The organism is Shewanella sp. SM29 (assembly GCF_025654245.1).
GTDB classification, from domain to species: Bacteria; Pseudomonadota; Gammaproteobacteria; order Enterobacterales; family Shewanellaceae; genus Shewanella; species Shewanella oncorhynchi.
The window spans coordinates 119,995-145,437 of the sequence record NZ_JAKKRN010000003.1 but is presented as its reverse complement, the minus strand read 5'-3'; the positions used below and the strand labels follow the sequence as shown (position 1 = coordinate 145,437).

Annotated in this window: 20 protein-coding genes; 13 read left to right on the top strand and 7 right to left on the bottom strand. The window is 45.5% G+C overall.

Going from position 1 to position 25,443, the window contains the following annotated elements; genetic code table 11:
- Window positions 1-80: 80 nt before the first annotated feature.
- The 6 genes from pfaD to L5L77_RS03040 all read left to right on the top strand — a co-directional run bounded on the left by pfaD (window position 81) and on the right by L5L77_RS03040 (window position 9,021).
- Window positions 81-1,727: an eicosapentaenoate synthase subunit PfaD gene (gene pfaD / locus L5L77_RS03065; protein ID WP_263191448.1), complete on the top strand. Its 1,647-nt coding sequence runs from the start codon at window positions 81-83 to the stop codon at window positions 1,725-1,727.
- Between the two features lie 396 nt (window positions 1,728-2,123).
- On the top strand, window positions 2,124-3,503 hold the full coding sequence (locus L5L77_RS03060; RefSeq protein WP_263191368.1) for a KAP family NTPase: 1,380 nt from the start codon (window positions 2,124-2,126) through the stop codon (window positions 3,501-3,503).
- Between the two features lies 1 nt (window position 3,504).
- Window positions 3,505-6,273 carry a leucine-rich repeat domain-containing protein gene (locus L5L77_RS03055; protein WP_263222019.1) on the top strand — a complete coding sequence of 923 codons (2,769 nt, stop codon included), beginning with the start codon at window positions 3,505-3,507 and terminating at the stop codon, window positions 6,271-6,273.
- 528 nt (window positions 6,274-6,801) lie between these two features.
- Complete coding sequence (locus L5L77_RS03050; protein WP_028760636.1) at window positions 6,802-6,978, top strand: DUF1328 family protein; 177 nt, start codon at window positions 6,802-6,804, stop codon at window positions 6,976-6,978.
- Window positions 6,979-7,002: 24 nt separating this feature from the next.
- Entirely contained in the window at window positions 7,003-7,197 is a 195-nt protein-coding gene (locus L5L77_RS03045) for a hypothetical protein (protein ID WP_028760637.1), read from the top strand.
- Between the two features lie 144 nt (window positions 7,198-7,341).
- Complete coding sequence (locus L5L77_RS03040) at window positions 7,342-9,021, top strand: diacylglycerol kinase family protein (RefSeq protein WP_173245895.1); 1,680 nt, start codon at window positions 7,342-7,344, stop codon at window positions 9,019-9,021.
- A gap of 50 nt (window positions 9,022-9,071) precedes the next feature.
- On the opposite strand, the gene L5L77_RS03035 is transcribed toward L5L77_RS03040, so the two are convergent.
- The 3 genes from L5L77_RS03035 to L5L77_RS03025 all read right to left on the bottom strand — a co-directional run bounded on the left by L5L77_RS03035 (window position 9,072) and on the right by L5L77_RS03025 (window position 12,500).
- Window positions 9,072-9,731 (bottom strand): hypothetical protein, encoded by a 660-nt coding sequence (locus L5L77_RS03035; RefSeq protein WP_263222014.1) that lies wholly within the window; start codon window positions 9,729-9,731, stop codon window positions 9,072-9,074.
- A gap of 212 nt (window positions 9,732-9,943) precedes the next feature.
- A complete protein-coding gene (locus L5L77_RS03030; RefSeq protein WP_263160693.1) occupies window positions 9,944-11,020 on the bottom strand; it encodes a major royal jelly family protein in 1,077 nt (358 codons plus the stop codon).
- A 109-nt stretch (window positions 11,021-11,129) separates the two neighbouring features.
- Complete coding sequence (locus tag L5L77_RS03025; RefSeq protein WP_219250162.1) at window positions 11,130-12,500, bottom strand: sigma-54 interaction domain-containing protein; 1,371 nt, start codon at window positions 12,498-12,500, stop codon at window positions 11,130-11,132.
- Between the two features lie 246 nt (window positions 12,501-12,746).
- On the opposite strand from L5L77_RS03025, the gene L5L77_RS03020 reads away from it, so the two are divergent.
- The gene (locus L5L77_RS03020) at window positions 12,747-13,202 is read left to right on the top strand and encodes a hypothetical protein (RefSeq protein WP_028760642.1); all 456 of its coding nucleotides are present in this window, start codon (window positions 12,747-12,749) and stop codon (window positions 13,200-13,202) included.
- Between the two features lie 276 nt (window positions 13,203-13,478).
- Entirely contained in the window at window positions 13,479-14,033 is a 555-nt protein-coding gene (locus L5L77_RS03015; protein ID WP_105249747.1) for a BON domain-containing protein, read from the top strand.
- Window positions 14,034-14,300: 267 nt separating this feature from the next.
- Here L5L77_RS03015 and L5L77_RS03010 read toward each other — a convergent pair whose 3' ends face one another.
- From L5L77_RS03010 to L5L77_RS03000, 3 genes are all read right to left on the bottom strand, one after another.
- Entirely contained in the window at window positions 14,301-14,705 is a 405-nt protein-coding gene (locus L5L77_RS03010) for a DUF3224 domain-containing protein (RefSeq protein ID WP_131525327.1), read from the bottom strand.
- A gap of 129 nt (window positions 14,706-14,834) precedes the next feature.
- A complete protein-coding gene (locus L5L77_RS03005; protein ID WP_263160695.1) occupies window positions 14,835-15,611 on the bottom strand; it encodes a hypothetical protein in 777 nt (258 codons plus the stop codon).
- A gap of 213 nt (window positions 15,612-15,824) precedes the next feature.
- Complete coding sequence (locus tag L5L77_RS03000) at window positions 15,825-16,964, bottom strand: polysaccharide deacetylase family protein (protein WP_113941063.1); 1,140 nt, start codon at window positions 16,962-16,964, stop codon at window positions 15,825-15,827.
- Between the two features lie 324 nt (window positions 16,965-17,288).
- Between L5L77_RS03000 and L5L77_RS02995 the strand changes: the two genes are divergently transcribed.
- The 3 genes from L5L77_RS02995 (at window position 17,289) to L5L77_RS02985 (ending at window position 21,782) form a co-directional block, all read left to right on the top strand.
- Window positions 17,289-17,468 (top strand): hypothetical protein, encoded by a 180-nt coding sequence (locus L5L77_RS02995; protein ID WP_263175372.1) that lies wholly within the window; start codon window positions 17,289-17,291, stop codon window positions 17,466-17,468.
- 104 nt (window positions 17,469-17,572) lie between these two features.
- Window positions 17,573-20,209 (top strand): TonB-dependent receptor, encoded by a 2,637-nt coding sequence (locus tag L5L77_RS02990; RefSeq protein WP_263222011.1) that lies wholly within the window; start codon window positions 17,573-17,575, stop codon window positions 20,207-20,209.
- Between the two features lie 67 nt (window positions 20,210-20,276).
- Window positions 20,277-21,782, top strand: coding sequence for a tryptophan halogenase family protein (locus L5L77_RS02985; protein ID WP_263222009.1), 1,506 nt, complete (start codon window positions 20,277-20,279; stop codon window positions 21,780-21,782).
- A 9-nt stretch (window positions 21,783-21,791) separates the two neighbouring features.
- Here L5L77_RS02985 and L5L77_RS02980 read toward each other — a convergent pair whose 3' ends face one another.
- The gene (locus L5L77_RS02980; RefSeq protein ID WP_263222007.1) at window positions 21,792-22,721 is read right to left on the bottom strand and encodes an AraC family transcriptional regulator; all 930 of its coding nucleotides are present in this window, start codon (window positions 22,719-22,721) and stop codon (window positions 21,792-21,794) included.
- Between the two features lie 517 nt (window positions 22,722-23,238).
- On the opposite strand from L5L77_RS02980, the gene L5L77_RS02975 reads away from it, so the two are divergent.
- Window positions 23,239-24,531, top strand: a complete 1,293-nt coding sequence (locus L5L77_RS02975) for an MFS transporter (protein WP_263222005.1) — start codon at window positions 23,239-23,241, stop codon at window positions 24,529-24,531.
- A complete protein-coding gene (locus tag L5L77_RS02970) occupies window positions 24,528-25,400 on the top strand; it encodes an ROK family protein (RefSeq protein ID WP_263222002.1) in 873 nt (290 codons plus the stop codon). The genes L5L77_RS02975 and L5L77_RS02970 overlap by 4 nt, the downstream gene beginning before the upstream one ends.
- Window positions 25,401-25,443 lie beyond the last annotated feature (43 nt).

The following is a 25,443-nucleotide window of genomic DNA, read 5'->3' as shown; positions in this document are numbered from 1 at the left end:
ACGAATAACGAATAACAAATAGTTGCGCCGCCTTGGCTATCCACATCGCACAGGGCGGCACAAATAACATGAGAACACCTATGACTAGCCATACTCTAGATCAATTCAATAGCAATAACGAAAAACTCAGCCCTTGGCCGTGGCAAGTCAACGATGCCGAGCTGTGCTTTGATATCGACTCATTAGGCAAAAAACTCAAAGATTTAAGCCAAGCCTGTTACTTAGTCAATCACAGTGAAAAAGGCTTAGGCATAGCGCAAACAGCCGAAGTGACCACAAGTGACAGCCAAGCGCCACTAGGCTCACACCCCGTCAGCGCCTTTGCGCCCGCCCTTGGCACCCAAAGTTTAGGCGACAGTAATTTTCGCCGCGTACACGGGGTTAAATACGCTTACTACGCCGGCGCTATGGCAAACGGTATTGCCTCGGAAGAACTGGTTATCGCCCTTGGCCAAGCGGGTATTTTGTGTTCGTTTGGCGCGGCGGGGTTAATCCCATCGCGCGTTGAAGCGGCCATTACTCGCATTCAAGCGGCGCTACCCAATGGTCCTTACGCCTTTAATTTAATTCACAGCCCAAGCGAGCCCGCATTAGAGCGCGGCAGTGTTGAGTTGTTCTTAAAACATAAAGTGCGCACGGTCGAAGCCTCGGCATTTTTAGGGTTAACGCCGCAAATCGTCTATTACCGCGCGGCGGGTTTGAGCCGCGACGAACATGGCGACATCGTCATTGGCAACAAAGTCATAGCCAAAATCAGCCGCACCGAAGTCGCGACTAAGTTTATGGAGCCGGCGCCGGCCAAAATCCTCCAGCAATTAGTAAGTGACGGCCTTATCAGCCAAGACCAAATGGCGATGGCATTGCTTGTGCCGATGGCGGACGACATCACAGCCGAAGCTGACTCTGGTGGTCATACCGACAATCGCCCGTTAGTCACGCTTTTACCGACGATTTTGGCGCTAAAAGATGAAATCCAAGCTAAGTATCAATACAAAACGCCCATCCGTGTGGGCGCAGGCGGCGGTGTCGGCACTCCCGATGCAGCATTAGCCACCTTCAACATGGGCGCGGCGTTTATCGTCACAGGTTCAATCAACCAAGCTTGCGTCGAAGCGGGCGCGAGTGAACACACTCGTAAGTTACTCGCCACCACAGAAATGGCCGATGTGACTATGGCGCCTGCAGCCGATATGTTCGAAATGGGCGTGAAATTACAAGTGGTTAAGCGCGGTACTTTGTTCCCAATGCGCGCCAATAAGCTTTATGAAATCTACACCCGTTACGATTCGATTGATGCCATCCCTGCGGACGAGCGTAAAAAACTCGAAGAGCAAGTGTTCCGCTCATCACTCGATGACATTTGGGCTGGCACAGTCGCCCACTTTAACGAGCGCGATCCTAAGCAAATCGAGCGCGCACTGGATAACCCCAAACGTAAGATGGCGCTGATTTTCCGCTGGTATTTGGGTCTGTCTAGCCGCTGGTCAAACACAGGCGAAATCGGCCGCGAAATGGATTACCAAATTTGGGCAGGCCCAGCGCTCGGCGCATTTAATGCGTGGGCCAAAGGCAGTTATTTAGATGACTATAAGGCCCGTAATGCGGTGGATTTAGCCAAACATTTAATGGTGGGCGCGGCGTATCAATCTCGGATTAACTTGCTGTTATCCCAAGGTGCGAGCATTCCAGTTAGCCTGCAGCGCTGGAAACCACTGAATCGTTTTTAAGCACTACGGAACAATAGATACATCAAGTAGGGACTCAACTCCCTGCTTGATGCAGTTTTCTTCTCTACCTCGTTAAATCGAAGCGCCTACGATAATCGAAGCGCCTACGTTATTGCCAATCTAATCTCTTGAGTTATAGGCTTTGTTTGTGCCAATGCAGCTAAGCACTGTCGCTCTAGTGGCACGCCGTGAACCCATCCCTGGGGGCTCAACGGAAAAGTCCCTTTTCCCGATGGCCACTGCCGCGATAGCGCTCGCCTGCAACTAATGGCATTAACTGTGACCATCCGCATACGGTCAAGCCTGACTAACAAGCCAATAGAATCTAAAGGGAAAACACCGTAAGATACCGACTCGTTAATCGAATTGTATGTACTGCTAGGATATGGATACCGCATGGCTCATCAAAGCTTAAACGACTTGCCCGTCTTAACCGACGACTTCGGCCTTTACACTACTTTTGTAGAAGGTATCGCTGAAGAGATACGTCAGAGTCAGGCACCTAAAACCATCGCTATTACAGGTTATTGGGGCAGCGGCAAGACCAGCGTTTTAGCGCAGTTATACGCACAGTTATTCGGTGAAAACCCACCTTCGATAAAGGGTGAAGCGGTTCCTACCTCTAACGATGCTACCCCGCATTACCATGGCGTATGGTTCGAAGCATGGCGCTATCAACATGAGCCTCAGCCCATTATCGCCCTTATGCATACTATGCGTCAGTCCTTCAGTCAGAAGAGAAAGCTTTTTGACCAAACGGGAAAAATACTCAATGTCAGTGCAGTAGCGGGGCTTAGTGTGCTTGATGGCGCGATCAAAATGTTAAGTGGGGGCATGGTTTCTGGCCTGGATAAGATCCCATACATCGGCGAAAAGTACGAAAGAGACAATTTACTCAGCCAACTCTCGACCGATCAGATCAATAATGCCCTCCGCACTGCCATTGATCACTTACTGACAAACAAAGTTAAGATAGGTGAGACAGATAGAAAATGTATTATTTTTATCGATGATCTTGATCGCTGTGATGCGGCAACAGCCAAAAAACTGCTAGAGGGCATCAAGGTTTACCTCAATCTGGAAAACTGTATTTTCGTGATTGCCATCGACCCCGCGCAGTTGGAAGCCAGCTTTAAGCTCGAACACGCGCAATTACGAAATACGGGCAATATACAAGATGTATCGAATCACGATGCAACTGAATATCTAGAAAAACTTTGCCAAGATGCCCACAGGTTGCCCATTGCCAGTCAACAGAATATTGCCGACTTTGTTGCGAATAATCTAAATAAAATACTGACAAATGAACACAACAAATATGTTGGCATTATTGCGGCAATAAAACTTGAACTCGAACAACAAAACTACCTGCCTGCCAATCCGCGACGCCTGAAAATGATCTGTAATCGTTTGGCTGCCTTTATCAGCAAAACCAGCGGCGAAAACCAAAATCAATACCATGCTCAATCCCTGCTGTTTCTCGCCAGTGCTTATGTGAGTTACAGAGAAATATACGAGATGCTCAGCGTTAGCGCTAAGTCAATTATTGATGTATTTAACTTTGCTACTAACGGTGAGTCTGAAATGTCAGCCTTCAAAAATCTCACAAATGTGAATACAAAGGCGCGCGGCGCATTTGTACATCCCAATAAAATCACTGAATTTCGCTTTACCAGCTTGCTAATAGAAAACAATGCTGACCTGCCTGCTTGGGGAGATTACCTGCATAACCTTATCCAATCCTATAATGCCGCCACTCCCGTAGAGGTCGAATAGTATGAAGTATTTCCCTGAATTTGAGCCCTCGGATAAAAGCAAATTTATTGACCTTTACCGTGAAGGATTTGACCGTTATTGCCGCCAATTAGCAGACTATTATGGTTGCCTGAATAATCAAGGCCTAGCTTTATTGGATGATGATGCCGATATAGATCAAGACAGTGCCTTTATCGATGATCTCTTCGTACTGCCAAGCTTTGGCAATAGTGCCACCAGCGCCGAGAACTTCGATGCTGCGCAGCAAACGCTGCAGGCCAAGGACAATATCAGCCTAGCCAAGCTGTTAGCTGCAAAACCACGGCAATTTATATTAGGCGACCCAGGGATAGGCAAAACGACTTTTCTGCATTGGCTGGCAATAAGCCTAGCCCACCATAGAAGTAACTATGTGCAACAGGCCATGGGGCCCTTACTGCCAATTCTTTTAAGGGTGAGGGATTTTCGTGCCTTTCTCACTGTGCACAATAATACGGAGCAATTTCTCACCAATATAAGGGGCTATTTAGGCTCCCTTGGTGAACTGTTGGATCTAGATAAGCTCACTGAGGCCATGGCCAATGGTCAGGTCTTACTGTTGGTCGACGGATTGGATGAAATCGGCAAACAGGAAATGCTGAATCTGGGGCAAACTCTAGCAACTCTGTTTAGCCAATATCCATCATGCCGATGCATTATGACGGCGCGCGTAGTCGGTTTCGATGCATCCTTGCTTTGGCCCTTTGCCAATATGGACAAAAATCAGCCACTAGATTTACACGCATTGAATGAGGCGGATGAATTTGATATTCAGGTTAAAGATGGACTTAACGCTAAGCTAGCCAATCCAAACAGACTTAAGCGTAAGACTGATGCATCCCAACTACATGACTTTGGGCTCTATTATATCCAGCCACTCAATAATGAGCAGCGACTGCAGTTTAGCCAAAAATGGTGCAAAATCTATGTAAACACTAGCGATGCACAAGCGCAGTTTATCGACGATCTACAGGCCGCTTTTGACGGTAACGATGCGCTCAATAACTTATCGCGCACTCCTGTACTGCTGAATATGATCTGCTTTATTCAACAACGCCGTGGTCGCCTGCCCAATGGTCGGGCAGAACTCTACCAGAAAATCATCGAGACCTATTTGGTTAGCATGGACAGGGCCAGAGGCATAAAAAATAACTTTATCGACAGCGAAGATTTCGACTATACCGACATACGCAACTGGCTGGCGAAACTGGCCTATGCGATGCAGTTAGGCAAGCTGAGTGAATTATTAGGTAACACTGGCGACAACAATGTTCAAATTGAAAACCTCTATTTTGATAATGATATTAGCCGCGTCACCAGCCTTACAGAGAGTGAACTGACAAGATTCTTCGCTAAAGAGCTAGAAGAAGTCTATGAAGATAAAGACAAATGCCAAAAAACCGCCAAAAACTTAATCGATTATATCAAGCGCCGTACTGGCTTTTTGATCGACAGGGGACAGGATGCCGAGCAAGGGCACGAGGCAGTATTTGCCTTCAGTCACTTGTCTTTTCAAGAATACTTTGCCGCCCACTTTATTAGTGGGCAATGGTCACAGTTGAGTGGTAATCAGAAATTGGTCGACTCCCTGACCTTAAGTTGCAATAGCCAAAGCTGGTTCGAATGCTGGCAACTGGTATTTGAAGACTATTCCCAAAACGGCAATAGCCGTCAGCAACACAGCCAATTTATCGACAAGCTGTTTGGTACTGTTGAGCAGCTTGCTGAAAAATTCTCCGACAGAAATGACGTGTTCGGAGATAAGGTGGATCATGCACTGCATCTGCTGAGCAAAATCATCCTCAACCCTGCGGTTAAGCTCTCCCCCAACTACCGTCAACAGCAAGTCACTGAGCTGTGGCGTTATAATTTCCGCCAAGGTAATAAAGGTTCGGCATCCATCTATAGCCTGTGGCCCGAGCTTTGCCGCGATTATGACAACGAAGAGAGTTTGAGCCGCAAAGCGATAGCGGCGGCTTTCAAAGATTATGGCCAAGAGAATGCAGTGAGTCTTAATTTAGGTGGCGTACAATCGGCCGATCTACGGCCGCTCAAACTTTGGTCCAATTTAAGAGAATTAAATATACACCATACCCAAGTGAACACCTTGCTGCCATTGAAAGATTGCAAACAGCTGGAAGTACTTATATTCGATAACACTCAAGTCTCAAACTTAGCTCCGTTAGCCCAGCTTACCGAACTCGAATTCCTTTCTCTCTCAAACACTGCAGTAACTGATTTATCGCCGCTAGCAGGGCTAACAAAACTAACATATTTATATATGCTCAACACCCAAGTCTCCACGCTAACGCCATTGGCGGGACTGCAACAACTAAAGTCTCTAATGCTCCATGGCACTAAAGTGACAAATTTATCCCCCATAGCTAACTTGACTAATATTACCTTTCTTGTATGCAACAAGACTGATATTGCAGACTTGACGCCGCTTAGAAAATTAACTCAGCTAACAGTACTCTCTCTAAATAGAACTCAGGTCTCGGACTTAACCCCGTTGGCTAACATGCCTAAATTAGATATATTAAATATTGCCATCACTGCTGTTTTAGACCTAACCCCATTGAAAAAATTGACTGGGCTAAGAGAACTTAATATATCTCACACTCAAGTGACCGATCTCACGCCTCTGGCAAAACTGCCAAGCTTAGTAGAGGTAGATGCTAGCGGATGTGACCAGCTTGATGCGGCAAGCCTAAAAAACTTACCAAAGTACATCAAAGTACATCTTGATTGACGGAGATAGCTTGCTGATTAATTTCAACATATTGGCAGGTAATGACTCCATCCGATGTGCACGGCTGCACTCGCTCGCATTCAGCACACTCGCATGATGGCTCATCAAAACAGGGAGGTTTTGATGACAGCAATCATTGAGCGCCGCGCGTTTTTAACCACAGTAATTGCTTGGCGTTAAAAAGCCCATAGAGAACAAGCCGACACTGATTAATTAATGAATTGATTCACGAATTAACAGTGTCGGCTTTTATTTGTCTTTACTTATGAACGACATCAGCTCACAGTCTTTGATTCAACACATTAGGCTGAAACTCTTACCGAAGCTTAGGTAAAAATTGCCTACCCCTCTTTTAATTCACTCACACCATTTTAAATAAAATGATTTAAATTATATTTAAAATCAATTAACTACTTAAAATTTTTAAAGTTGGCATTAAGATCGCAATCAAGTAAGAGCCATTAGCCGTTACCTTACAAGTGACACAAACGGTCATGAGAAGGATTAATACAAGGGCAGGAGGTTATTATGCTAGGTTGGACATTAGTATTTCTAGTTGTTGCCGTGATTGCCGGGTTGTTAGGATTTGCTGGGATTGCTGGCGCAGCGGCGGGAATAGCGAAAATCATTTTCTTCATATTTATTGTGTTATTAGTGATTTCTCTGCTGATCAATGCCCTTAAGGGTAAATCACCGCGACTATAATTTTTTTTAGAAAAGGAGATAGATATGAAACCATTTACCCTGATGACAAGTGCAGCATTCGCATTATTACTCGCCCTAGGTTTAACGGCCTGTAGTGATAACAAAGCCGAAGACGCGGGCGAAAAAATCGATGAAGTAATGACTGATACAGGTAACGCCATCGAAGATGCCTGTGAAGAAGTCAAAGAAGGTGTTAAAGCTAAAGATACTAAGTGCTAAACAAACCTCACTTTAGGGTGGCAATAGACTCGTCTACTGCCACCCTTTTGGTTTAGACTCGCTCATTTCTGCATCTCTCATCTCGACACCTATCCATTCAAGTGCAACGATTTTAACCAAGAACAATGGCATTGGAGGACTTGCATGCTAACGAAGATCCACATCAAATATTTGTACACTGCAGGTGCAGTATTGTTAGCCTATTTTGCAGTAACAGATACTTCTCCCCTGCTCACTTTCATTTGTGCATGGACAAGTCTGTCACTGTTTTTAGTCGGTTCAGCCTATTGGTTTAATCTCGCCAGTATTTTTAGAAAACGCCAAGATGGCACTATTCCTTGGTATATTCGTTGGGGTTTTATTCCCTTTTTATTAGGCAGTCGACTCTATAACCACTGGGCCAGAAAATACGATTCAGTACCACCCATGCAGAGGATTGATGAACATCTGTATCTCGGCTGTAGACTCTTTTCCGCAGATCTGGAAACGATTAAAGCCAATAAGATCACTGCCATTCTGGATGTCACCGCTGAATTTGATGGCTTAGATTGGTCGCAATTTGAGGATCATATCGAGTATTTAAATATTCCCATCCTCGACCATAGCGTACCGACCAGCGCCCAACTCAATCAAGCCGTTAACTGGCTGCACCGCCAAGTGCGCGCCAATAAACAGGTACTCATCCACTGTGCTATGGGTCGTGGCCGCTCAGTGCTGGTACTCGCCGCTTATTTGGTTTGTAAAGATAAACAACAGCACTTCGCCGAAGTACTGCAGCAGATAAAGCAAATTCGCAAAACCGCCGGCTTAAACAAATGGCAATTACGCGCGCTAGATCGCATGCTCAGTCAAGGGAAAATTAACATCCACAAAGTGGCGTGGATTATCGCCAACCCAGTTTCTGGTGGCGGGAAATGGCAAGAATACAGCGAGCAAATCCAAGATGAACTCAAAGCCTATTTTGACCTGACTTTAAAACTCACAACAGCAGACGAAACCGCAAATGTCTTCGCCGAGCAAGCCCGTAATGCAGGCGCTGATATTATTATCGCCTGTGGTGGCGATGGTACTGTGACTGAAGTGGCCTCTCAAATCGTTGATACGGATATCGTCTTAGGCATCATTCCTCTTGGCACAACTAATGCTCTCAGTCATGCCCTCTTTGGTTTAGGCAGTAAGCTTATTCCTATCTCTCAGGCGTTGGATAATATTATTCAAGGGCATTGCCAAGCCATTGATACCGCGCGTTGTAATGAGGAGTTAGTGTTGTTGCTTGTGGGCATAGGGTTTGAGCAACAAATGATTGAATCCGCGAACCGTGAGCGTAAAAATGCTCTCGGCCAGTTTGCCTACCTCGATGGCTTATGGCGCGCAGTGAATGCCGATATAACTTTAACCATCCAGCTCAGCTTAGATGATGCAAAACCCACAACATTAACGACCCATAGCCTAATTGTTGCCAATGCCGCACCGTTTACCAGCGTGTTGGCGCAGGGCGATGGCGAACCAAACATGACCGACGGGTTGCTCGACATTACTTGGTTGGATGCTGGCGATGAACCCAAAGAGCAGTTGCTTAGCCTCGCTGAATTAGCGATTGCGGGATGGGTAAAAGAAGGCAATAAGAGTGTGCGAGATCAACAAGCGAGTGCAAGTAAAGTCCATCATGCCCATGCTAAAAAGGTCACCATCAGCAGCCAGCCTAAGTGTAAATATGTGATTGATGGTGAAGTATTTGAGCCTGCGGATCTCACTATTGAAGTCCAGCCAGCATCTCTTAAAGTGTTTGTTCCTTATCAGGAAACCACTGAGCAAGATGAGTGATCGTTGTGGAGGACATCCAGCCTAACTTTTTAGGCTGGATGACTGAGCATTTATAGAACGAACAAAAAATATAAAATATTCAACAAAATAAATATAACCAGCAGAACCAGTACCCGCATGAAATTAAATTCACTACCTTTGGGAAGTGATTTTTGAGTAGTGTTACTAAAATCCTGCAATTTACAGTCTATCGCCTGCGCGCATTGCTGTAGAACTTGTTGTAATTCCTTTCTATCAGTACTGTCACCCAATATTAATTGAGCACCGTTGGGGTGGTGCAATTCTAAATAAGCCGGATAATGTTGGACAGTATCTTCCGCTTGGCGATTGCGACTGATCTGATGCCAGCGGGTGATTTGCAGCTGATAAAGTTGCACTGCTTTGATGTCCGAAAAGGCATAGGAACGCCACCGCCACAATCCCATATACCTCCCATTGAATAAACCTTTACCGAGCCACAATTGCTGTTGCTCGGCATCTAACCAACACTGTTGCTGAACAAACGCAGTCGGTAACACGGGTAACAATAGAAACAGTGTTACCCAGCCGAGAACGAGCTGTAGTATCGGATCGGGTTGTAAATAGGTTGCTCTGGCGCAGAGTAAACCAAGCAGTAATAACCCAGCAGCAAACAGCCATAATAGAGGTCGGTACTGAGTACTCAGAGTTTGAATATAAAATGCATTTTTAGAAGGTTGATTGAGTTTCACTGAACTTGTTCCTTGTTCCAAAAATTATCTCACCATTCATATTGACCTCTGCCAGTAACAATAAGAGGCATTGATAGTTTGCACAATCAACACCTAACTCATTTCTAGACGCTTTCGAGTTAAACCAAAGACTGACATCAACGTAAATAAACAGTTGCGATATAACTCATACTGCAAATATAAGCTGCAACTTTGCTGTTGCAGCTAAGGTGTTATTGACCCGCAGCAGTATCCTCACCGGTCCAGAGTCGCATGATACGATAAGGCGGTTTGGCTGTTTCGGCTTTTCCATTAAAGGCTTTTGCTTTATGCAATTGATTCACTGAAATATATAACCAGCCTGTTTCACCAAATTGCACACTATCTGGAAAATCCAGTAGTGGAGAACTGACCGCTGTTGTTAGTGTGCCTTTGTTATCTAGCATGGAAATGGCATTGTGGTTCAAATTGGTAAAGTAATGATTACCTTGTTTGGACGTTGCTGCGCCATCTGATACAGGCTTGGCTCCGACTAATTTTACCGTGGCGATAATTTTATCATTATTGCCTGTTTGTAAAGCTGCAGTCGATAACTGATACCAGTGAGTGCCATTCATTGCACCATAATAGAGTGTACTTCCGTCGGCAGATAAACTGATTGGATTGACCGCTACACTGGCGACTTTGCCATTAAACAATGTTGTTTTGTTATCTATGTTCATTACTGCATCCGTTTCGGCCTGCAGCGAGCTATGACCTGAAAAACGTATTGTATGACCATCGTCGATACGCACCGCTAAGAGGCCAGGGTTGGCGATATCAGCTAAATAAATCCAGCCTTTTTGAGAATCGACAACCAAATCCTGCATAAAGCTGCCTTTAGGCGCGAGAGCTTGTGGTAGGACGATTTGTTTATATAGACTGCCGTCCTTAATGTTGAATCCCCAAATCCTTGTTTGGCCTAATTCTAACCCCATATCTGCGGTCCAGAGGTGTCCAGCCTTGTCCTGAGCAATACCTAATAAGGTATCAAATTGAGCAGTATTGGCTGTCGATGTTTTTTGCAAATCCATTGAAGGCCAAGCTTTATAAGCGTTGGTCTCACGATTAACTTCAATCAATTGCAAACCTGATGGTGTATCAAATGGATGTACTGTGGCAAAAATCCGACCTTGTGCAGTGACGCTGACATTGCCAGGTCGTATTGGCAATTCAGCGACTGTTTCAAGACTTCCTACTGCTGGGGTGGCGTTTACAAAACTACTGGCTGTCAAAGAAAGCCATAATGCTGTTGTTAATAAGTGTTTCATATTCTATCTCCGCTTTTTCTGTTTAAGGGCTGTAGAATAGGAGTTATTATTTACAAAAAAAAGAGTATAAAACTTAGCTCTGTTTCAATATTAATTTGATAATTAATGTTTATTCAGCAGTCGTTTCACCGGTCTCGACTTGCTGCTCGTACTTGCTGAGCTTGTTGTAGAGGGTTTTAACGCTGATCCCCAGTTGTTCGGCGGTATCCGTTTTATTACCTTGAGTGGTTTCTAGTGCTTGATAAATAGCGATTCTCTCTAAATCATCTAAGCGCATGCCTTGGGGGATAACAACTTGTTCACCACCACATAAACCCACTTCATTCGTCTGAGGTAGCTGTAAATGGCTGGGTAAAATATCCTGATCGGCCAGAATATAGGCTCGCTCAATAGCATGTTTTAATTCGCGCACATTACCAGACCAAGGGTACTTAGCAATCATCTGAATACAGTCTTCAGCTAAGCTCTTATTCTGCTTTTCGGCCACGTTACGATAGGCAAGAAAATGCTGCGCAAGCCCAATAATATCCTCGCCACGTTCCCGTAAGGGCGGAACGCGAATGGGAAACTGAGCCAAACGAAAGTACAAATCTTCTCGAAATAGCCCAGCCTCTATCGCCACTATGGGATCACGGTTAGTCGCTGCCACAATACGTACGTTTGCACGTTGCACTTTGTCGCCACCCACAGGACGATACTCGCTATTTTCCAACACTCTGAGTAACTTCACTTGATGATCAATCGGCATTTCGGTGACTTCATCGAGAAACAAGGTCCCGCCTTCAGCCTGTTCAAATACGCCTTTGTGATCGCGATTCGCCCCCGTAAATGCGCCTTTGACATGACCAAACAGCTCACTGTCGACCAATTCTGGGCTTAATGCACCACAGTTAATCGCAATAAAAGGCTCGTTCACCCTAGGGCTGGCAAGATGTATGGTATTAGCAACCAGTTCTTTCCCGACCCCACTTTCCCCAATAATCAGCACATTACTGCCTGTCGCAGAGACGCGACGAATTGTGCGGTATAGCTTGTGCATAGGAGCTGATGAACCAACAAGCAAACCGTATTGGTCTAGCTCGCTAGCAAAAGGATGCAGTCGATTAGGCGATGATGCTAAATACTGTGCAAAATCAGCAAAAATTTCGCTGATTAGCGGCATATCGTAAGGTTTGCGAAAGTGGTAACCAGCAAAATGAGACATTAACTGATCAAGATTGGGGTTTGGCTGACCGTCGGAGAGAAAAATAAACTCAATATTTGACATGGCCGCATTATCCAGCAGCACAAGGTAATCTTCACGACTAAGACTGGATAACTCAATAATGGCAACATCGACGTGATTTGCCCCTAGCTGCTCTATCCAAGGCAAGTCATCGACACTGCGTAGCTTATTAAAGTCAGCAGCACCAGCAAGTTCGATGATTGCTTGCTCGGCGCTAACATCCTGCAAGTGATAAAAAAGTGTCAGTCGAGCCATGCGTATCTACTCCCTGTATGAAAAACTACTGTATGTCAGCCATGAAATTTTAACAACAGCAACGGTAATAGTTGCCGATGTTCTAAGATGATATCTCGATGAACTGAGAATATCAGTCTAAAAATCAGCCTGTTAAAATATCATTAAAAACGAGAACAGAATATGCATGGTAGCTGAACGAAACAAAATCAGTTTACCCAAGCAGTTAAACAATCTATGTCGAACACTGGCATTAGGAGGCCCATAATGAAGTCTAATGTTGTGCAACATCAGACTGATATCCGCGCCGATATCATGTTGATCGATGAAATCATCAAGCTGAATCAAGAAGGACTCACATTTTACAACCAAGCGAGGAGGTATGTCGAAGACTATAATCTTAAGCGTGTTTTTTCCGCCAAAGCTAACATCCACCAACGAATGTTAACTCGGTTTGAACAGCTGAGACGTTTGGCTGACGAGCCAATTAATGGCCTAAGTCACACCGTGCCCGTCACTTATACTCAAGCAACAGAATTGCTGCAACAGTGCCAAATTTCGCAGGCTATGACCGCCCTTGTCGATATAGAGCAGCAAGTGCTAATCCAAATAAAACAAGCAGTAAGGCAAGCGCATCAGCCACAACTTGCAAACCAACTTGCAGAGGGTGCCGCTTGGCTGCAAATGAGTTACGACGGTACGGGATCGCTCAATCACCATTAATTCCCTGTCGCTAAGTGAGCCATATTTAACCGACTCCCCTCCACTTTTACTACAGACATAATACCGCACTGATGAGTGCGGTTTTTTATGCTCGAATGATGGCTCAGCATGCCAGAAAAAATTACATTTTGTCGGTAAAAAAGACCGACCAAAAGGAAAACGCCAAGGTATAAAAACGCCAAATAAAACAATTAAAACATTAAAAATCATTACCTTAAAAACATTGGCACGATTGGCGCATTATCTAGCTTCGAGAAAACAACGGAGGATATGATTATGAAAACTACAACAGCATCAGTACTAGTGGCTTTACTTGTCGGTTCAATCAGTTTAAATGTGGCTGCCGCCCAAGATTGGAAAGGCGGAACCAAGGATGCGTGGATCGATGGTAAAGCAGAAACCACTTTACTGCTCAACACGAATCTCAATTCCTTCGACATCATTACAGATGTCAAAGATGGTAAAGTGACGTTAACAGGTAAAGTGGAAAGCAGTGTGGATAAAGCCCTCGCCACAGAGCTCATCAAGAGTTTAGATGGGGTGAAAGATGTCGATAACCAACTCACTGTGATGAATGAAAAAGAAGGCACCAGTGAAGTTGTTGCCACCTTAACTGACTCTAAAGTTGCCACAGTCATCAAAACGCGTTTACTGTTTTCAACTGACGTATCCGGCACCCAAATTAATGTGGATGTTGCCAATGGCATAGTCACATTGAAAGGTGAAGTTGCCAGCGATGCCGAACGTCAACTAGCACTGAAAATTGCCGAAAATACCGACGATGTGAAAAAGGTCGTTGATAAAATTAAAGTGGTTAAAAAAGTGTCTTAACTCTCGTGACAACGGCATTTTTTAAATTAAACGTATTTTAAGTAACAGCACACCGATCTAGACTCAAGGTTCGATAGTGCTTTATGAAAAAAGAATCAAAAAAACCAGCCTCAGCTGGTTTTTTTATGTCCATTTTCAGACTCAATCGAAAAGACTTACTCGCTTAAATTAAGAGGAGTGAATTAAGATGACTCGAATGATAATAAAGAAGAAGAGTTACAGAAAACTGAGCTAAAACACAGGCGTTACTCAAGCTTCAAAGCCAAACTAAGCTTCAAAGCCAAACTGGAATGCATAAAAATGTTGGCCATTCTCAATATTGATGGTCATAGTGCCAGTTAACCCCTGCAACTCCCCCGCCCCAGAATGGGGTACCACTTCTAAGATCAGACGATTTTGTCCATCGGTCATAATGCCAAAATGTTGTAACACAAAACTGCCCTGCTTACCGCACAAGTTACCAACCACTTGTTCAATGGCCACATAACCAGCTGAGCCCTTGACTGACGTCATAGCACTGAGCATTTCCCCCTTGCTGCGCCCCTCAAGCTCACCATAAAAGGTTTTATCTAAGCCCATACGTCCTAACGTCACACCACCAATACCAGTAGCATAGGGGCTATCAGGAGTGAGCTTAACATCAAATTTCCCAGTGATTTTGCTAACTTGCATGACACTCTCCTTGTCGAAATCTTATGCTGACCTATTACCTGCTAACGCTTGCTACTGAAGCAAACATCACCCACAGACCGAAAAACAACTTAGCATAAGCCTACGTAGATCCATAATGGCATTTACACGTTACTTATGTATGCTGGTCTCACTCACTATCATCTCTATGGTTTTGACTATTTCAGGGGTTTCAGACATGGGTTGGTCAGACGCTCTATCACGATAAGTCACAGCAATTTTAAATGGGGCTTCAAAAGGATAAACAGGTTCAATACTATCCACCTCGATTCGATCGCCAAGCATGACACTGCCTAAGTGTTTCAAGCTATTGTGTTTAAAATCCAGATTAAACAATCCAAGATACCAAAATACGCCCGAACCTTGAGTCGTCACAATAAAGGGCGCCACAAAGGGCATAGTTTGCATTTTAGGATCATCTTGAATCGGTGCGTCACTTTGGGTGTCCGGCTCTAGAGCGGGATCGAAATTTAACGGTGTAATGCGCAAGTAATCGAGTAATGCTCGACCTTTTACCTCACCATCTTGGTAATCGCCCATAGCAAACTCTGTTTGTTTGATCTTAATAAAATGAGTCAGTGCAACGGACTTGCCGCCCTCAGGCAGCGTTATTTCAACAGGATTGGCGGTATTTAAGCTAAAGAGTTTGAGCATCACTTCCGATGCATTCGCCACAGGCTTTACCTCAAAAGGTGTCACAGTTTCGATCTCATTCGCCTGAGCCTGAGTTTTTTCATGCGCCATGGCTTCATCGTATTGCATCACCTGTCCATCTTCCATCACCATATAAATATCATCATTGGTCATGTTGAAACGGTAAATACCCGCAGCAAGTAAGGCTAATACCACTAAGGTTGCCGCTATGGTTAATTTTACAAACGTACTCATCTTCTCTCCCCAATCGCGCTCGTTATGCGCTACTTTTCTAACACCGATAAACTTCAAATCAATGTCGGAGCAGTATTACAGATACTGAGTTAAAGCGAAGTGGGTAAAGTGTAAAAAATGCCGCTATTTTGAATTTTGTCAGGCTAAGTTCAGCAACATGCCTTTTACTCGACCAATATGATGGGCCGAGTAAATACTCAGCCCAATACATCACTACTTTTCGTTTTTCCACAAGGCTGGGGTTTGGCTTGGTTGCCAATTGCTTTGGGAGAAATGCGCTTGCACTAAAGAATAGATTTTATCTTGATAGGACACAAACTCAGGTAGTTGATAATTATGCTGATCCTGCCAAGCAGGGGCATAGTTATCTAGCGTATCAAAACGATATCCTTGACGTTGAGCTTCTTCAACAAAACGCTTAATTTTAGGCAAGTTGATGGTTGCACCTTGTCCGCGGTGAGCATTCTCAAACAAGAAGTCGTGGGTCAAGATAACCACTTTCCCGTTATGTAAACCATCACTACAATCTAAGTTCTGCGTACGACTGTTAAGAGGGTTCATTGTGGTGCCCGCACAGGTGTTGATCACTTGATTGACTTTTGCCACCAGCTCAACCCCATCGGCCATAGATTCAGCAGGAAAGGCAACCCCCCAATCCTCAGGTCCCCAATCTAGATCCCAGCCAAATATTTTATAGTCACTCTCGGCGAGCATGTTTTGAATTTGCACCGCAACTTGCGAACTGTTGGTCGAGGTTTCTGCAGTACAAGCAAAAGCAGGATCCCAAGGCGGCACAGTATCGGATGTCGCACACAAGCCGTCGCCTTTGAGTTTACTGGTCACTCGCCAACCATTGGTGTAAGGCAAACGTGCCAACTTAGTCATCTTGTTATTGGGATAACTGGCGGCATTAGGAATAAGTTCAACCACTTTGGCCGTGTTCGTCACAAAATAGGTGAAATCGGTGGCCGCATCTTGATAGGATTTTACAGGCCAGAGTCCAACTTGATTACAATATGCCGCCCCAGATTGCACGCCATCAGTGCAGTTATGCAGCATATGATCGTAACTGTGGTTTGCCAGAATATGGCCATCGTCTAGCAAACGTTGTAGGGCGACAGCCGCTAACGCCTCGTTTTCATCCCCTTCGCCATACATATGAAACGCATTAATAAAGAACGTCGCCTTAATATTGGCATCCTTTAACGCATCTAACAGCCCTAAGGTCGCGTCAATTGGACCATCATCAAAGGTAAGGTAAATGGTTTTATCGCTGGCGTAGGCCGCACTTAAGCCAGTACTCAAGCTCGCAACACAAAGCCCAACTGCAACGGCTATCGATTTCAGTTTCATGATTTCATCCTATAAATAATGTTTAAAGATGAATAAGTTAGTTCTCTTTACGCACTGGTTAATTCATAACCTGTAGACAGCGAGTTCACTCATCCGTTTAGCTTATCTATAGTGAGTAATCCCGCCGGCATTAGTTATACCATCCTAGCAACAAGCCATACTTTTCTACGCTAAGTCGATAAATCCTGCCTTTGCCCCAGTTATACCAATCACATTAAATATCTAATCAGTTCAGAGCCTCACAGGCATTTCAATCCAAGGCGCATTGACGCAGAAATGGTCATTCCCTTTTAAGTCAATGCAACACCGGAGTGGGATACCTGTGTGGCTCCCAAAGGGCGGGTTTCAACGCGCTTTATACTGCGTTTAAGGCTTTCGACAGAGCACCACTATGCCTTCAAGCCTTCGCCTTGTCTAAAGCGCGTTGAATTCCCGCTGAATGAACAGATATTTAATACGATTGGTATTAACGATCCCCCTTACCCAAGGCTTCAAAGACAATAGAAAAATACCAATCCTAGTGTGAAAAGTACCGCATCAACAATTCGATAACAGGTAAGTTAACTGGAGAAAAAAACAACATAAAAGCACTACAGGGATGCAATAACATGTCAGAAGGTCAACTATTTAAGAGCTCTTTGCTCGCATTATGTATCGCTAACGCCTTGTTCGGGATGAGCTCAACCGCAGTCGCGGCGGAGCAACAAGAGGCAACGGCAGAAAATATTGAGGTAATCCAAGTACGCGGCATACGTCGCTCGATTGAAGCCTCAATGAATACCAAACGCTTCGCCGACTCCACGGTCGATGCTATCACCTCGGAAGATATCGGTAAGTTTCCCGATAAAAATATCGGTGATGCGCTGCAGCGAATTTCTGGGGTGACGGTCGATAGGCAATACGGTGAAGTGAGTGGGGTCACCATTCGTGGTACAGCGCCAGAACAGAGTCGTATTTTGCTGAACGGTCAAACCGTTGCGAGCACCTCTTGGTATGATCTTGGTCCTGCCACTCGTACCTTCAACATGGAATTATTGTCAGCCGAGCAAGTCAGTGCGGTTGAAGTCCACAAAACGCCAACCGCTAGCCTTGAAGAAGGTGCGCTGGGCGGCACTGTCGATCTCAAAACCCGCAAGCCCTTAGATCTCGATGCCCACACCTATCAAGTCGCTGGCGAGCTGAGCCAAAGCAGCCTGTACGATGAAACAGACCCGAGTGGCTCATTCCTCGGAAGCTGGAAAAATGACGATGAAAAGTTCGGCATTTTAGGCGCCTATTCAGTAGAAAAAATTACCAGCGGCCGCCAAGTACTGGAATCTCTCAGTGGTTATTATGAATACTTCGCCGCTGATCCTGCACAAAACCAAGAATCAACTGTCGGGGCGTGGGGGATTGGCTCACAGGCGTTTAGGGCCGAACGTGAACGGACCAGTGCCCAAGTTACACTGCAATTTGCACCGACTGAAAAAACAGAGTTCACTTTAGATTACTTTAATTTTGAACTCGATATCCCCCACGTAAACCATAACTTCTTAACCGTTGGCGCCCGCGGTTCGGGCTCCACCAACGTAGTAAATAACGCCCAAGGCGGCACAGCATCGGCAACAATTCTGCCAGCGTATGCGTCGATTATTTATAACCCTGTGGTACGCCACGCGGTTAATATGAAGTCTGACGTACTCAACTTAACCGGAAAATACGTCGGAGACAGTTTTACGGTTAGTGGCGTCATTGGCCAATCGACCTCAGATGGCGGCACCCAAGGCGGCTCATCTTCTTGGTGGATCCCTGCGACGGACCAAGGCGGCAAAATTGGCGATCCCGCCTTCCCTAATGGTCAAGGCAGTGTCGATGGTGGCTTTAGTTACGATGCCACAGGTCCCTATCAAGTGGTGCTCACGAGCCTAGATGCCAACGATGCTAGCCAGTTCAAGCATGCGCAGGAAGCCAACTACGAAACCACAGTGCAAGATCATAAAGTCACCTACGCCCAGTCTGACTTCGAATATCAACTCGAGCATGATTTTATTAATAAAATTGCAGTCGGGATTAAGTACAACACCAGTGATTTCGAGCGCAATGCCTTCAATCGTAACCCCGCAGAAATCCTAGGTTTCGTGCCTAATGGCAACCTAGCCAACTGGAGCGATGGCGTACTGTCTGGCCTGCATTCCCAAAGCGGCGGCAATGTGCTCGACTCCTATGCCAAGTTAGATGAAGACAAATGGTGGGCGTTTATCAGCGAGAAATACGCCAATGGCGAGTTAGTGGAAGTCGCCGATCTCGGTAACACCTTCACTGTCGAAGAGGATATGTTGGCCCTGTACGCCCAAGCGGATTTCAGCGGCGAATTCTATCGTGGTAACTTTGGTTTGCGTTACGTTAACACAGACCAAACCTCAACCGGTTTTGCCGATGGCAAACCCTACAATGAATCCGTTAATTACGATAATTGGTTGCCGAGTATCAACGTCGCCTTCGATCTGCAAGAAGATTTAATCCTACGTGCTTCGGCCTCTGCCGTGATGGCACGTAACAACTACAGCGATCTTAAACCTGGCTTAGCGATAGCGAAAAACTTTGGTACTGCGACCGGCGGTAATCCCAATTTAAAACCCTATAAGGCGAACCAAGCCGACCTTGGCATCGAATGGTACTTCACTGAATCTTCTATGCTGTCGGCAGCATTGTTCTACAAAGATATTGATAACGTAGTGTTTGTCACTGAGTCGACTCAATACATTGAAGGTTGCGGCGCGTCAGAATCCGAGTGGGATAAATGCCGTGTCACAGCCCCAGCCAACGGCGGTAGCGGCTCAGTGACTGGGCTTGAAATCCAGTTACAACATAACTTTGAAAGCGGTTTTGGCTTCTTAACCAACTACACCTATGTTGACAGTAAAAGCACTCGCCCTGATGGCACCGAGCAGATGATTGAAGGCGTATCAGAAAACTCCTTCAACGGTTCACTCTTCTACGAAGATGATCTGTTCAGCGCCCGTATCGCCTATAACTGGCGTTCAGAATACTTAGGCGTAGGTAATATTCAAAACGTGTTAAACGACAGCTATCAACAAGTCGATGCCTCGATTATTTGGCATGCAATGGAGAACTTAGATATCTCACTCGAAGGGGTTAACTTAACCAATGAAGTGGTGCAATCCTATGATGTTAAATATGGATTGACGCAAAATACCATCGAATTTGGTTCACGTTATTTCGTCGGTGCCAGCTACAAATTTTAAACTTGAGTCACACTATAGCCGACCTTAGGGTCGGCTTTTTGCGTTGATAATGCAGCGGGGATAAGCCATGAAAGTGAAACAAGCAATCAGAAAAATCATTATCTTAGGTGGCGGTACCGCAGGCTGGATGGCCGCGGCCGCCCTCGCGAATAACCCCGTATTTGCCGCCATTGAACTCTGTTTAGTGGAATCGGACAACATAGGCACTATCGGCGTTGGCGAAGGCTCGACGCCACACTTAAAACGCTTTATGGACAACTTAGGCATTAGCGAAAAAGATTGGATGGAACAATGCCACGCCAGCTATAAAACCGGCATCGACTTTATCAATTGGAATGGTGACGGGCAGCAATATTTCCACCCTTTCTATTTTCAAATGGATGTAAAACCCGCCGAAGTCTTTTTTATCAACGCCAATGCAAGACGCCGAGGGCATGGCAATGCCGTTAAACCCGATGCATTTTTCTCAAGCGGTGTACTGGCCAAACACAATCTCAGCCCAAGGCCGAATAAAGCGTTGCCCTACGCTAACGAATACGGCTATCACTTCGATGCCACTGAACTTGCCAACTACTTAAAAGAATACGCTTGCCAACGCGGCGTAAAACACCTCATCGGCGATGTCATTGAAGTTTCAACATCCCAAAACCAACATATAGACACCTTAATGCTGGCGAATGGCGAACGACTTAACGCCGACTTTTTTATCGATGCCAGTGGCTTTAGCGCTAAGTTAATTCATAAAGCCCTAGGCGTGCCCTTTCAATCCTTCGCCGAGGAGTTACTCAACGACAGCGCCGTCACTGTACCCGTATTAATGGACTCCATTCAGACCCAAGCACAGCAGGTCAAGTATCATACCCGCGCCACGGCGCTCAGTGCGGGCTGGCTATGGCAAATCCCCCTCACCCACAGGCTTGGTAATGGCTATGTTTATAGCAGTCGCCACCTCAGTGCCAATGCCGCGGCTAAGGAATTATTGCACAGTGTAAATTTACCCGAGTCGACCCAAGTGCGGTTTCTCAAGCTGCGGGTCGGCGTCAGTGACAAGGCTTGGCACAACAATGTGCTGGCGATAGGACTTGCGCAAAGTTTTATCGAACCGCTCGAAGCCACGTCGATCATGATGACCCAATTCACCCTTGAAAGATTTATGTCATTATTCGAGCGCTATCAATTGAATAAGCAGGCAGAGACCTTAAGTCGACAAACACTCAATCAGGCGGTCATGCAGTTAGTGCTCGGCATAAAGGATTATATTCAGGCCCATTATGTCACCAGCCAGCGCAGCGAACCCTATTGGTTGGCGGCGAGAAAAGTCACCATTTCCCAAAGGCTGACGCAACTATTGCAAGCTTGGTATCAAGGGGAAGACTTTGATTTACTGCTTTACCAATACGATCAGCAACTCGCCTACTTTCGCCCTTCTTGGTATGCGCTGTTAGCGGGAATGGATTACCGCGACCCAAAACTGAAGCGCCCATTTGAGCCGATTTCAGCGGAGATCACGGCGCAAGCGATACGCTACAGCCAAACCTTAGTGGAGCAGTATTTTCAACCTAAGCATCCGTGATAAGAATGGTTAAATTGCCCTTTGTTTACTGCTAAAGCACTGACGAAAACGACTCGGCGTGACACCTTTAAATTGAATAAAGCGCCGATTAAAATTGGATAAGTTGTTGAAACCACACTGATCGCTGATGGTTGATATCGGACTTTGATTTGACAGCAGTAACTTGCACGCCTTAGCTATCCTGAGTTGATTGATAAACTCAGTTAAGGTTTTCTCGGTGCGTTTTTTAAAGAATCGATGGAAGTGATTGGTGCTCATGTGCGCTAACTTTGCCAAATCCTGTGCCGACAAGGCCTGAGTGTAATTGTCATAAATATGCTCAATCACTTTATCGAGCTTTTTCACGGTAAAGTCGAGTTTACTACCGTGGGTAAACAAGGTGCTCGACAAGAGTTCTTGCTGACTATCCTGTTGTAATAACCCTAATAATTCCAATAACAAAATATAGCGTCTAAAAGGATTGGCCGTCTCCATCGCGATAAACACACTATGGGCCTTACGCGCCGTTTCCTCACTAAACAACACACCTCGTTTGGCATGGGTCAAAAGTGAATGCAAAGACGCTAACTCACGTTGCTCATTCACAATTTGGTGTAGCCAGACCGCTGGAATTTGTGCCACATAAACGACTTCCTGCACCCTCGCATTCGAAGTGCCGTCTTTTAGCGCGTTGCCATTTGATATCTCGTTAGTTAAAACATCAAGGTTAGCCTCGGATTGCCAGCCGTGGGGCATGTCTGGACCGATGATCACTAAATCATAATCGCCATAGCGGGCAATATGATCGCCCACATAACGCATGCCATAACTGTTGAGGGTTAAGCAGATTTCGTACTCGGGGTGATAATGCCAGTTGAGATCCATGTGGTCCCATTCATAACGAAAGTAACGCCAAGAGCTGTTTTCATCGGGGATCACTTTTTCACACAGAGGTTTCATCCATTAAACTCCAGTTACTCATTCCTTTACCTTAGCTTCAATCAGCCCTTACACATCAACGCCACTCACTCAAGCTAGCCGTTATTCCATCCTGTTAAATTATTCAATCACTTAGACCTTATTTTTAAATGCCAGCCTTGACCTATCAGCTCGGCGAAATCGCTGTGCCTCGCGCACTATTGTCTATAGCAAGTCAGCCCTACTGTGATACTCAACTCCGTTACTCTAATACTATTCTATCCAATGTTAATTAAAGGTAACTATTTTACAAGTAAACACTTTATCAGCAGATACTAAAACACAGCTTTATCTATGCTCATCCGCAGCAGCTATCTGCAACTCGTATCTATCGCCAGTATCTACAGCTCGTATTAACTGCACCTGATGTAAATCAGCCAAATCTGCGCGAACAGGATTTGCATATGTGAGAAAAGTATCGACAGAGGCACCATTCGTATCACCGCCATAGCGAGTGTCAGTCCACAATGAATTTCACTTCATTCAATTGGCTAAGCACATGAAACACAAACTCATCATTCTGTTTGTCCTCTGTACTTTCTTTGTGATTTCCTTGATGACCAACAGTATGGGGCCGATTTTCCCTGCGTTAATTGACAGTTATGCTATCGGCCTGACGTTGGCGGGGTTATTTCCCTTTGCGTTTTTTATCGCCTACGGAGTGACATCGATTCCTGCGGGAATTTTGGTGGACAAGTACGGTGAAAAACGGGTGATCATCTTAGCCTTTAGCCTAGCGTTTATCGGCGCCGTGACTTTTGTGTGTCTGCCCACCTTTAGCATCGCCATGTTTAGCCTGTTTTGTATTGGCACTGGCATGAGTTTATTGCAGGTAGCAGTGAATCCCTTATTGCGACAAGCTGCGGGGCCAGAGCATTTTGCCTTTTTCTCCGTACTGGCCCAACTTGCCTTTGGCGGCGCCGCGACCTTAGCGCCGCTGGTGTATCAGCATTTTGTCGCCTTAGATCAAGCCAGTGTTGCATCAGCCAACTATGTGCAACAGCTATTGCCAGAGAACATGAGTTGGCTCGCCATGTACTGGTTATTCGCCGTGGTCGCGCTCGCCATGGTGCTCTTTGCCAGCCTAGTGAAGATGCCCAAAGTGAATAAACTGGCAGATGAGTCGGCAGGTGCCCTCGAGACCCATTTACGCCTTTTCAAAGATAAAACCGTTTTGAAATTCTTCTTCGCTATCGCCGCCTACGTTGCGCTTGAGCAAGGGCTTGCTAACAGTATCTCAGTCTTTTTGCTGCAATATCATGGTCTTGATACCTTAAGTGTCGGCGCCAATGTAGTTAGCGATTTTTGGTTTTACATGACGCTCGGCTGCCTACTCGGTTTGCTACTACTTAAACTTATCGACAGTCAGATCTTGCTGCTCAGTTTTTCCCTTAGTTCACTGGTTTGTTTTCTGGTGGCGATTTGGGGGCCGAACCAACTAACATTAATTTGTTTCCCATTGGTTGGCTTTTTCATTTCTATCATGTGGTCGGTGATCTTCTCGCTGGCGCTTAATTCGCGCACTCAAGATCATGGATCATTCGCCGGCATTCTCTGTACCGGCATTATCGGCGGCGCGTTTATCTCGCCGATCATTGGTGTTATCAGTGAGCTGTCCGGCGAATTACGGCTCGGGATGTTAGTGCTGTTAATTCCTATGGCATACATAGGCTATGTCGCCCTAACGGCTCGTCCCTTAATTAAAAACACCACATTATTTTCAACAAAAGCGGCCTCAAAGAATGACGAGCCGATGGCAACAAACAACACGAGAGGCAACAAGCTATTATGAGCGTCCTATGTTTAGATCTTGGGGGAACTAAACTGATGTTGGCACAGGTGGAAGGTAAAACCTTACTCGACACTTGGCGGTATCCTGTTCCCGCCGATGGCAATTTCGAACAGTTATTCGATTTCCTCGTGACCTGTATCCACAGCCACCTCACGCCTGAAACCAATGGAGTTTCCATCGGGGTGCCCGGTATGGTGGATATGCACAGCGGCACTTTACTCGAAGTGCTCAACATCCCAGCACTAACGGCAACGCGGTTAGCCCAGCAACTGCAAAATACCTTTGAAATGGATGTTGTTGTGAATAATGACGCTAACCTCTTTGCCCTCGGCGAAGCTGTACTCAATCACAATCAAGACATGCTCGGGATTACCTTAGGCACTGGCGTAGGCGCTGGGGTGATTTTTAATGGTCAGCTGTATTCGGGTAAACATTGCGCCGCAGGTGAAATAGGTAGTTTGAGTTATCGTGATGGCATTATTGAGCACTACTGCTCGGGGCAATACTTCACCACTCATCATCACATGAGTGGCGAGCATTTGTACCAAAAAGCCTGTGAAGGTGACAGCCAAGCGCTACAAGCCTTCGCCCATTTTGGCGAACACTTGGCGCACATGATCGCCCAAACCTTACTGGTATACGATCCCAAAGATATCATCCTTGGCGGCTCAGTCAGCCAAAGCTTTCCCTTTTTTATTGAAGCGCTTAAACAGAAATTGCAAAGCTTAGTGTATGGCCCGCAACTGACAGACTTGACGATTTCAGCCAGCCAACATCACAATGCAGCCCTCATAGGTGCCGCGCAGTGGTTTTTACAACAACAGAAAATCAAACAAGTTCAACCAACATCACAATGCTCCAGCAATTGATCGACGCGGCGCAGTGGTTTTTACAACAAAAGGACTCAGCTAA

Excerpts from the sequence above, each read along its gene's own strand:
- pfaD (WP_263191448.1), top strand. The coding sequence starts at position 81 with ATGACTAGCCATACTCTAGATCAATTCAATAGCAATAACGAAAAACTC.
- L5L77_RS03060 (WP_263191368.1), top strand. The coding sequence starts at position 2,124 with ATGGCTCATCAAAGCTTAAACGACTTGCCCGTCTTAACCGACGACTTC.
- L5L77_RS03055 (WP_263222019.1), top strand. The coding sequence starts at position 3,505 with ATGAAGTATTTCCCTGAATTTGAGCCCTCGGATAAAAGCAAATTTATT.
- L5L77_RS03050 (WP_028760636.1), top strand. The coding sequence starts at position 6,802 with ATGCTAGGTTGGACATTAGTATTTCTAGTTGTTGCCGTGATTGCCGGG.
- L5L77_RS03045 (WP_028760637.1), top strand. The coding sequence starts at position 7,003 with ATGAAACCATTTACCCTGATGACAAGTGCAGCATTCGCATTATTACTC.
- L5L77_RS03040 (WP_173245895.1), top strand. The coding sequence starts at position 7,342 with ATGCTAACGAAGATCCACATCAAATATTTGTACACTGCAGGTGCAGTA.
- L5L77_RS03030 (WP_263160693.1), bottom strand. The coding sequence starts at position 11,020 with ATGAAACACTTATTAACAACAGCATTATGGCTTTCTTTGACAGCCAGT.
- L5L77_RS03025 (WP_219250162.1), bottom strand. The coding sequence starts at position 12,500 with ATGGCTCGACTGACACTTTTTTATCACTTGCAGGATGTTAGCGCCGAG.
- L5L77_RS03020 (WP_028760642.1), top strand. The coding sequence starts at position 12,747 with ATGAAGTCTAATGTTGTGCAACATCAGACTGATATCCGCGCCGATATC.
- L5L77_RS03015 (WP_105249747.1), top strand. The coding sequence starts at position 13,479 with ATGAAAACTACAACAGCATCAGTACTAGTGGCTTTACTTGTCGGTTCA.
- L5L77_RS03010 (WP_131525327.1), bottom strand. The coding sequence starts at position 14,705 with ATGCAAGTTAGCAAAATCACTGGGAAATTTGATGTTAAGCTCACTCCT.
- L5L77_RS03005 (WP_263160695.1), bottom strand. The coding sequence starts at position 15,611 with ATGAGTACGTTTGTAAAATTAACCATAGCGGCAACCTTAGTGGTATTA.
- L5L77_RS03000 (WP_113941063.1), bottom strand. The coding sequence starts at position 16,964 with ATGAAACTGAAATCGATAGCCGTTGCAGTTGGGCTTTGTGTTGCGAGC.
- L5L77_RS02990 (WP_263222011.1), top strand. The coding sequence starts at position 17,573 with ATGTCAGAAGGTCAACTATTTAAGAGCTCTTTGCTCGCATTATGTATC.
- L5L77_RS02985 (WP_263222009.1), top strand. The coding sequence starts at position 20,277 with ATGAAAGTGAAACAAGCAATCAGAAAAATCATTATCTTAGGTGGCGGT.
- L5L77_RS02980 (WP_263222007.1), bottom strand. The coding sequence starts at position 22,721 with ATGAAACCTCTGTGTGAAAAAGTGATCCCCGATGAAAACAGCTCTTGG.
- L5L77_RS02975 (WP_263222005.1), top strand. The coding sequence starts at position 23,239 with ATGAAACACAAACTCATCATTCTGTTTGTCCTCTGTACTTTCTTTGTG.
- L5L77_RS02970 (WP_263222002.1), top strand. The coding sequence starts at position 24,528 with ATGAGCGTCCTATGTTTAGATCTTGGGGGAACTAAACTGATGTTGGCA.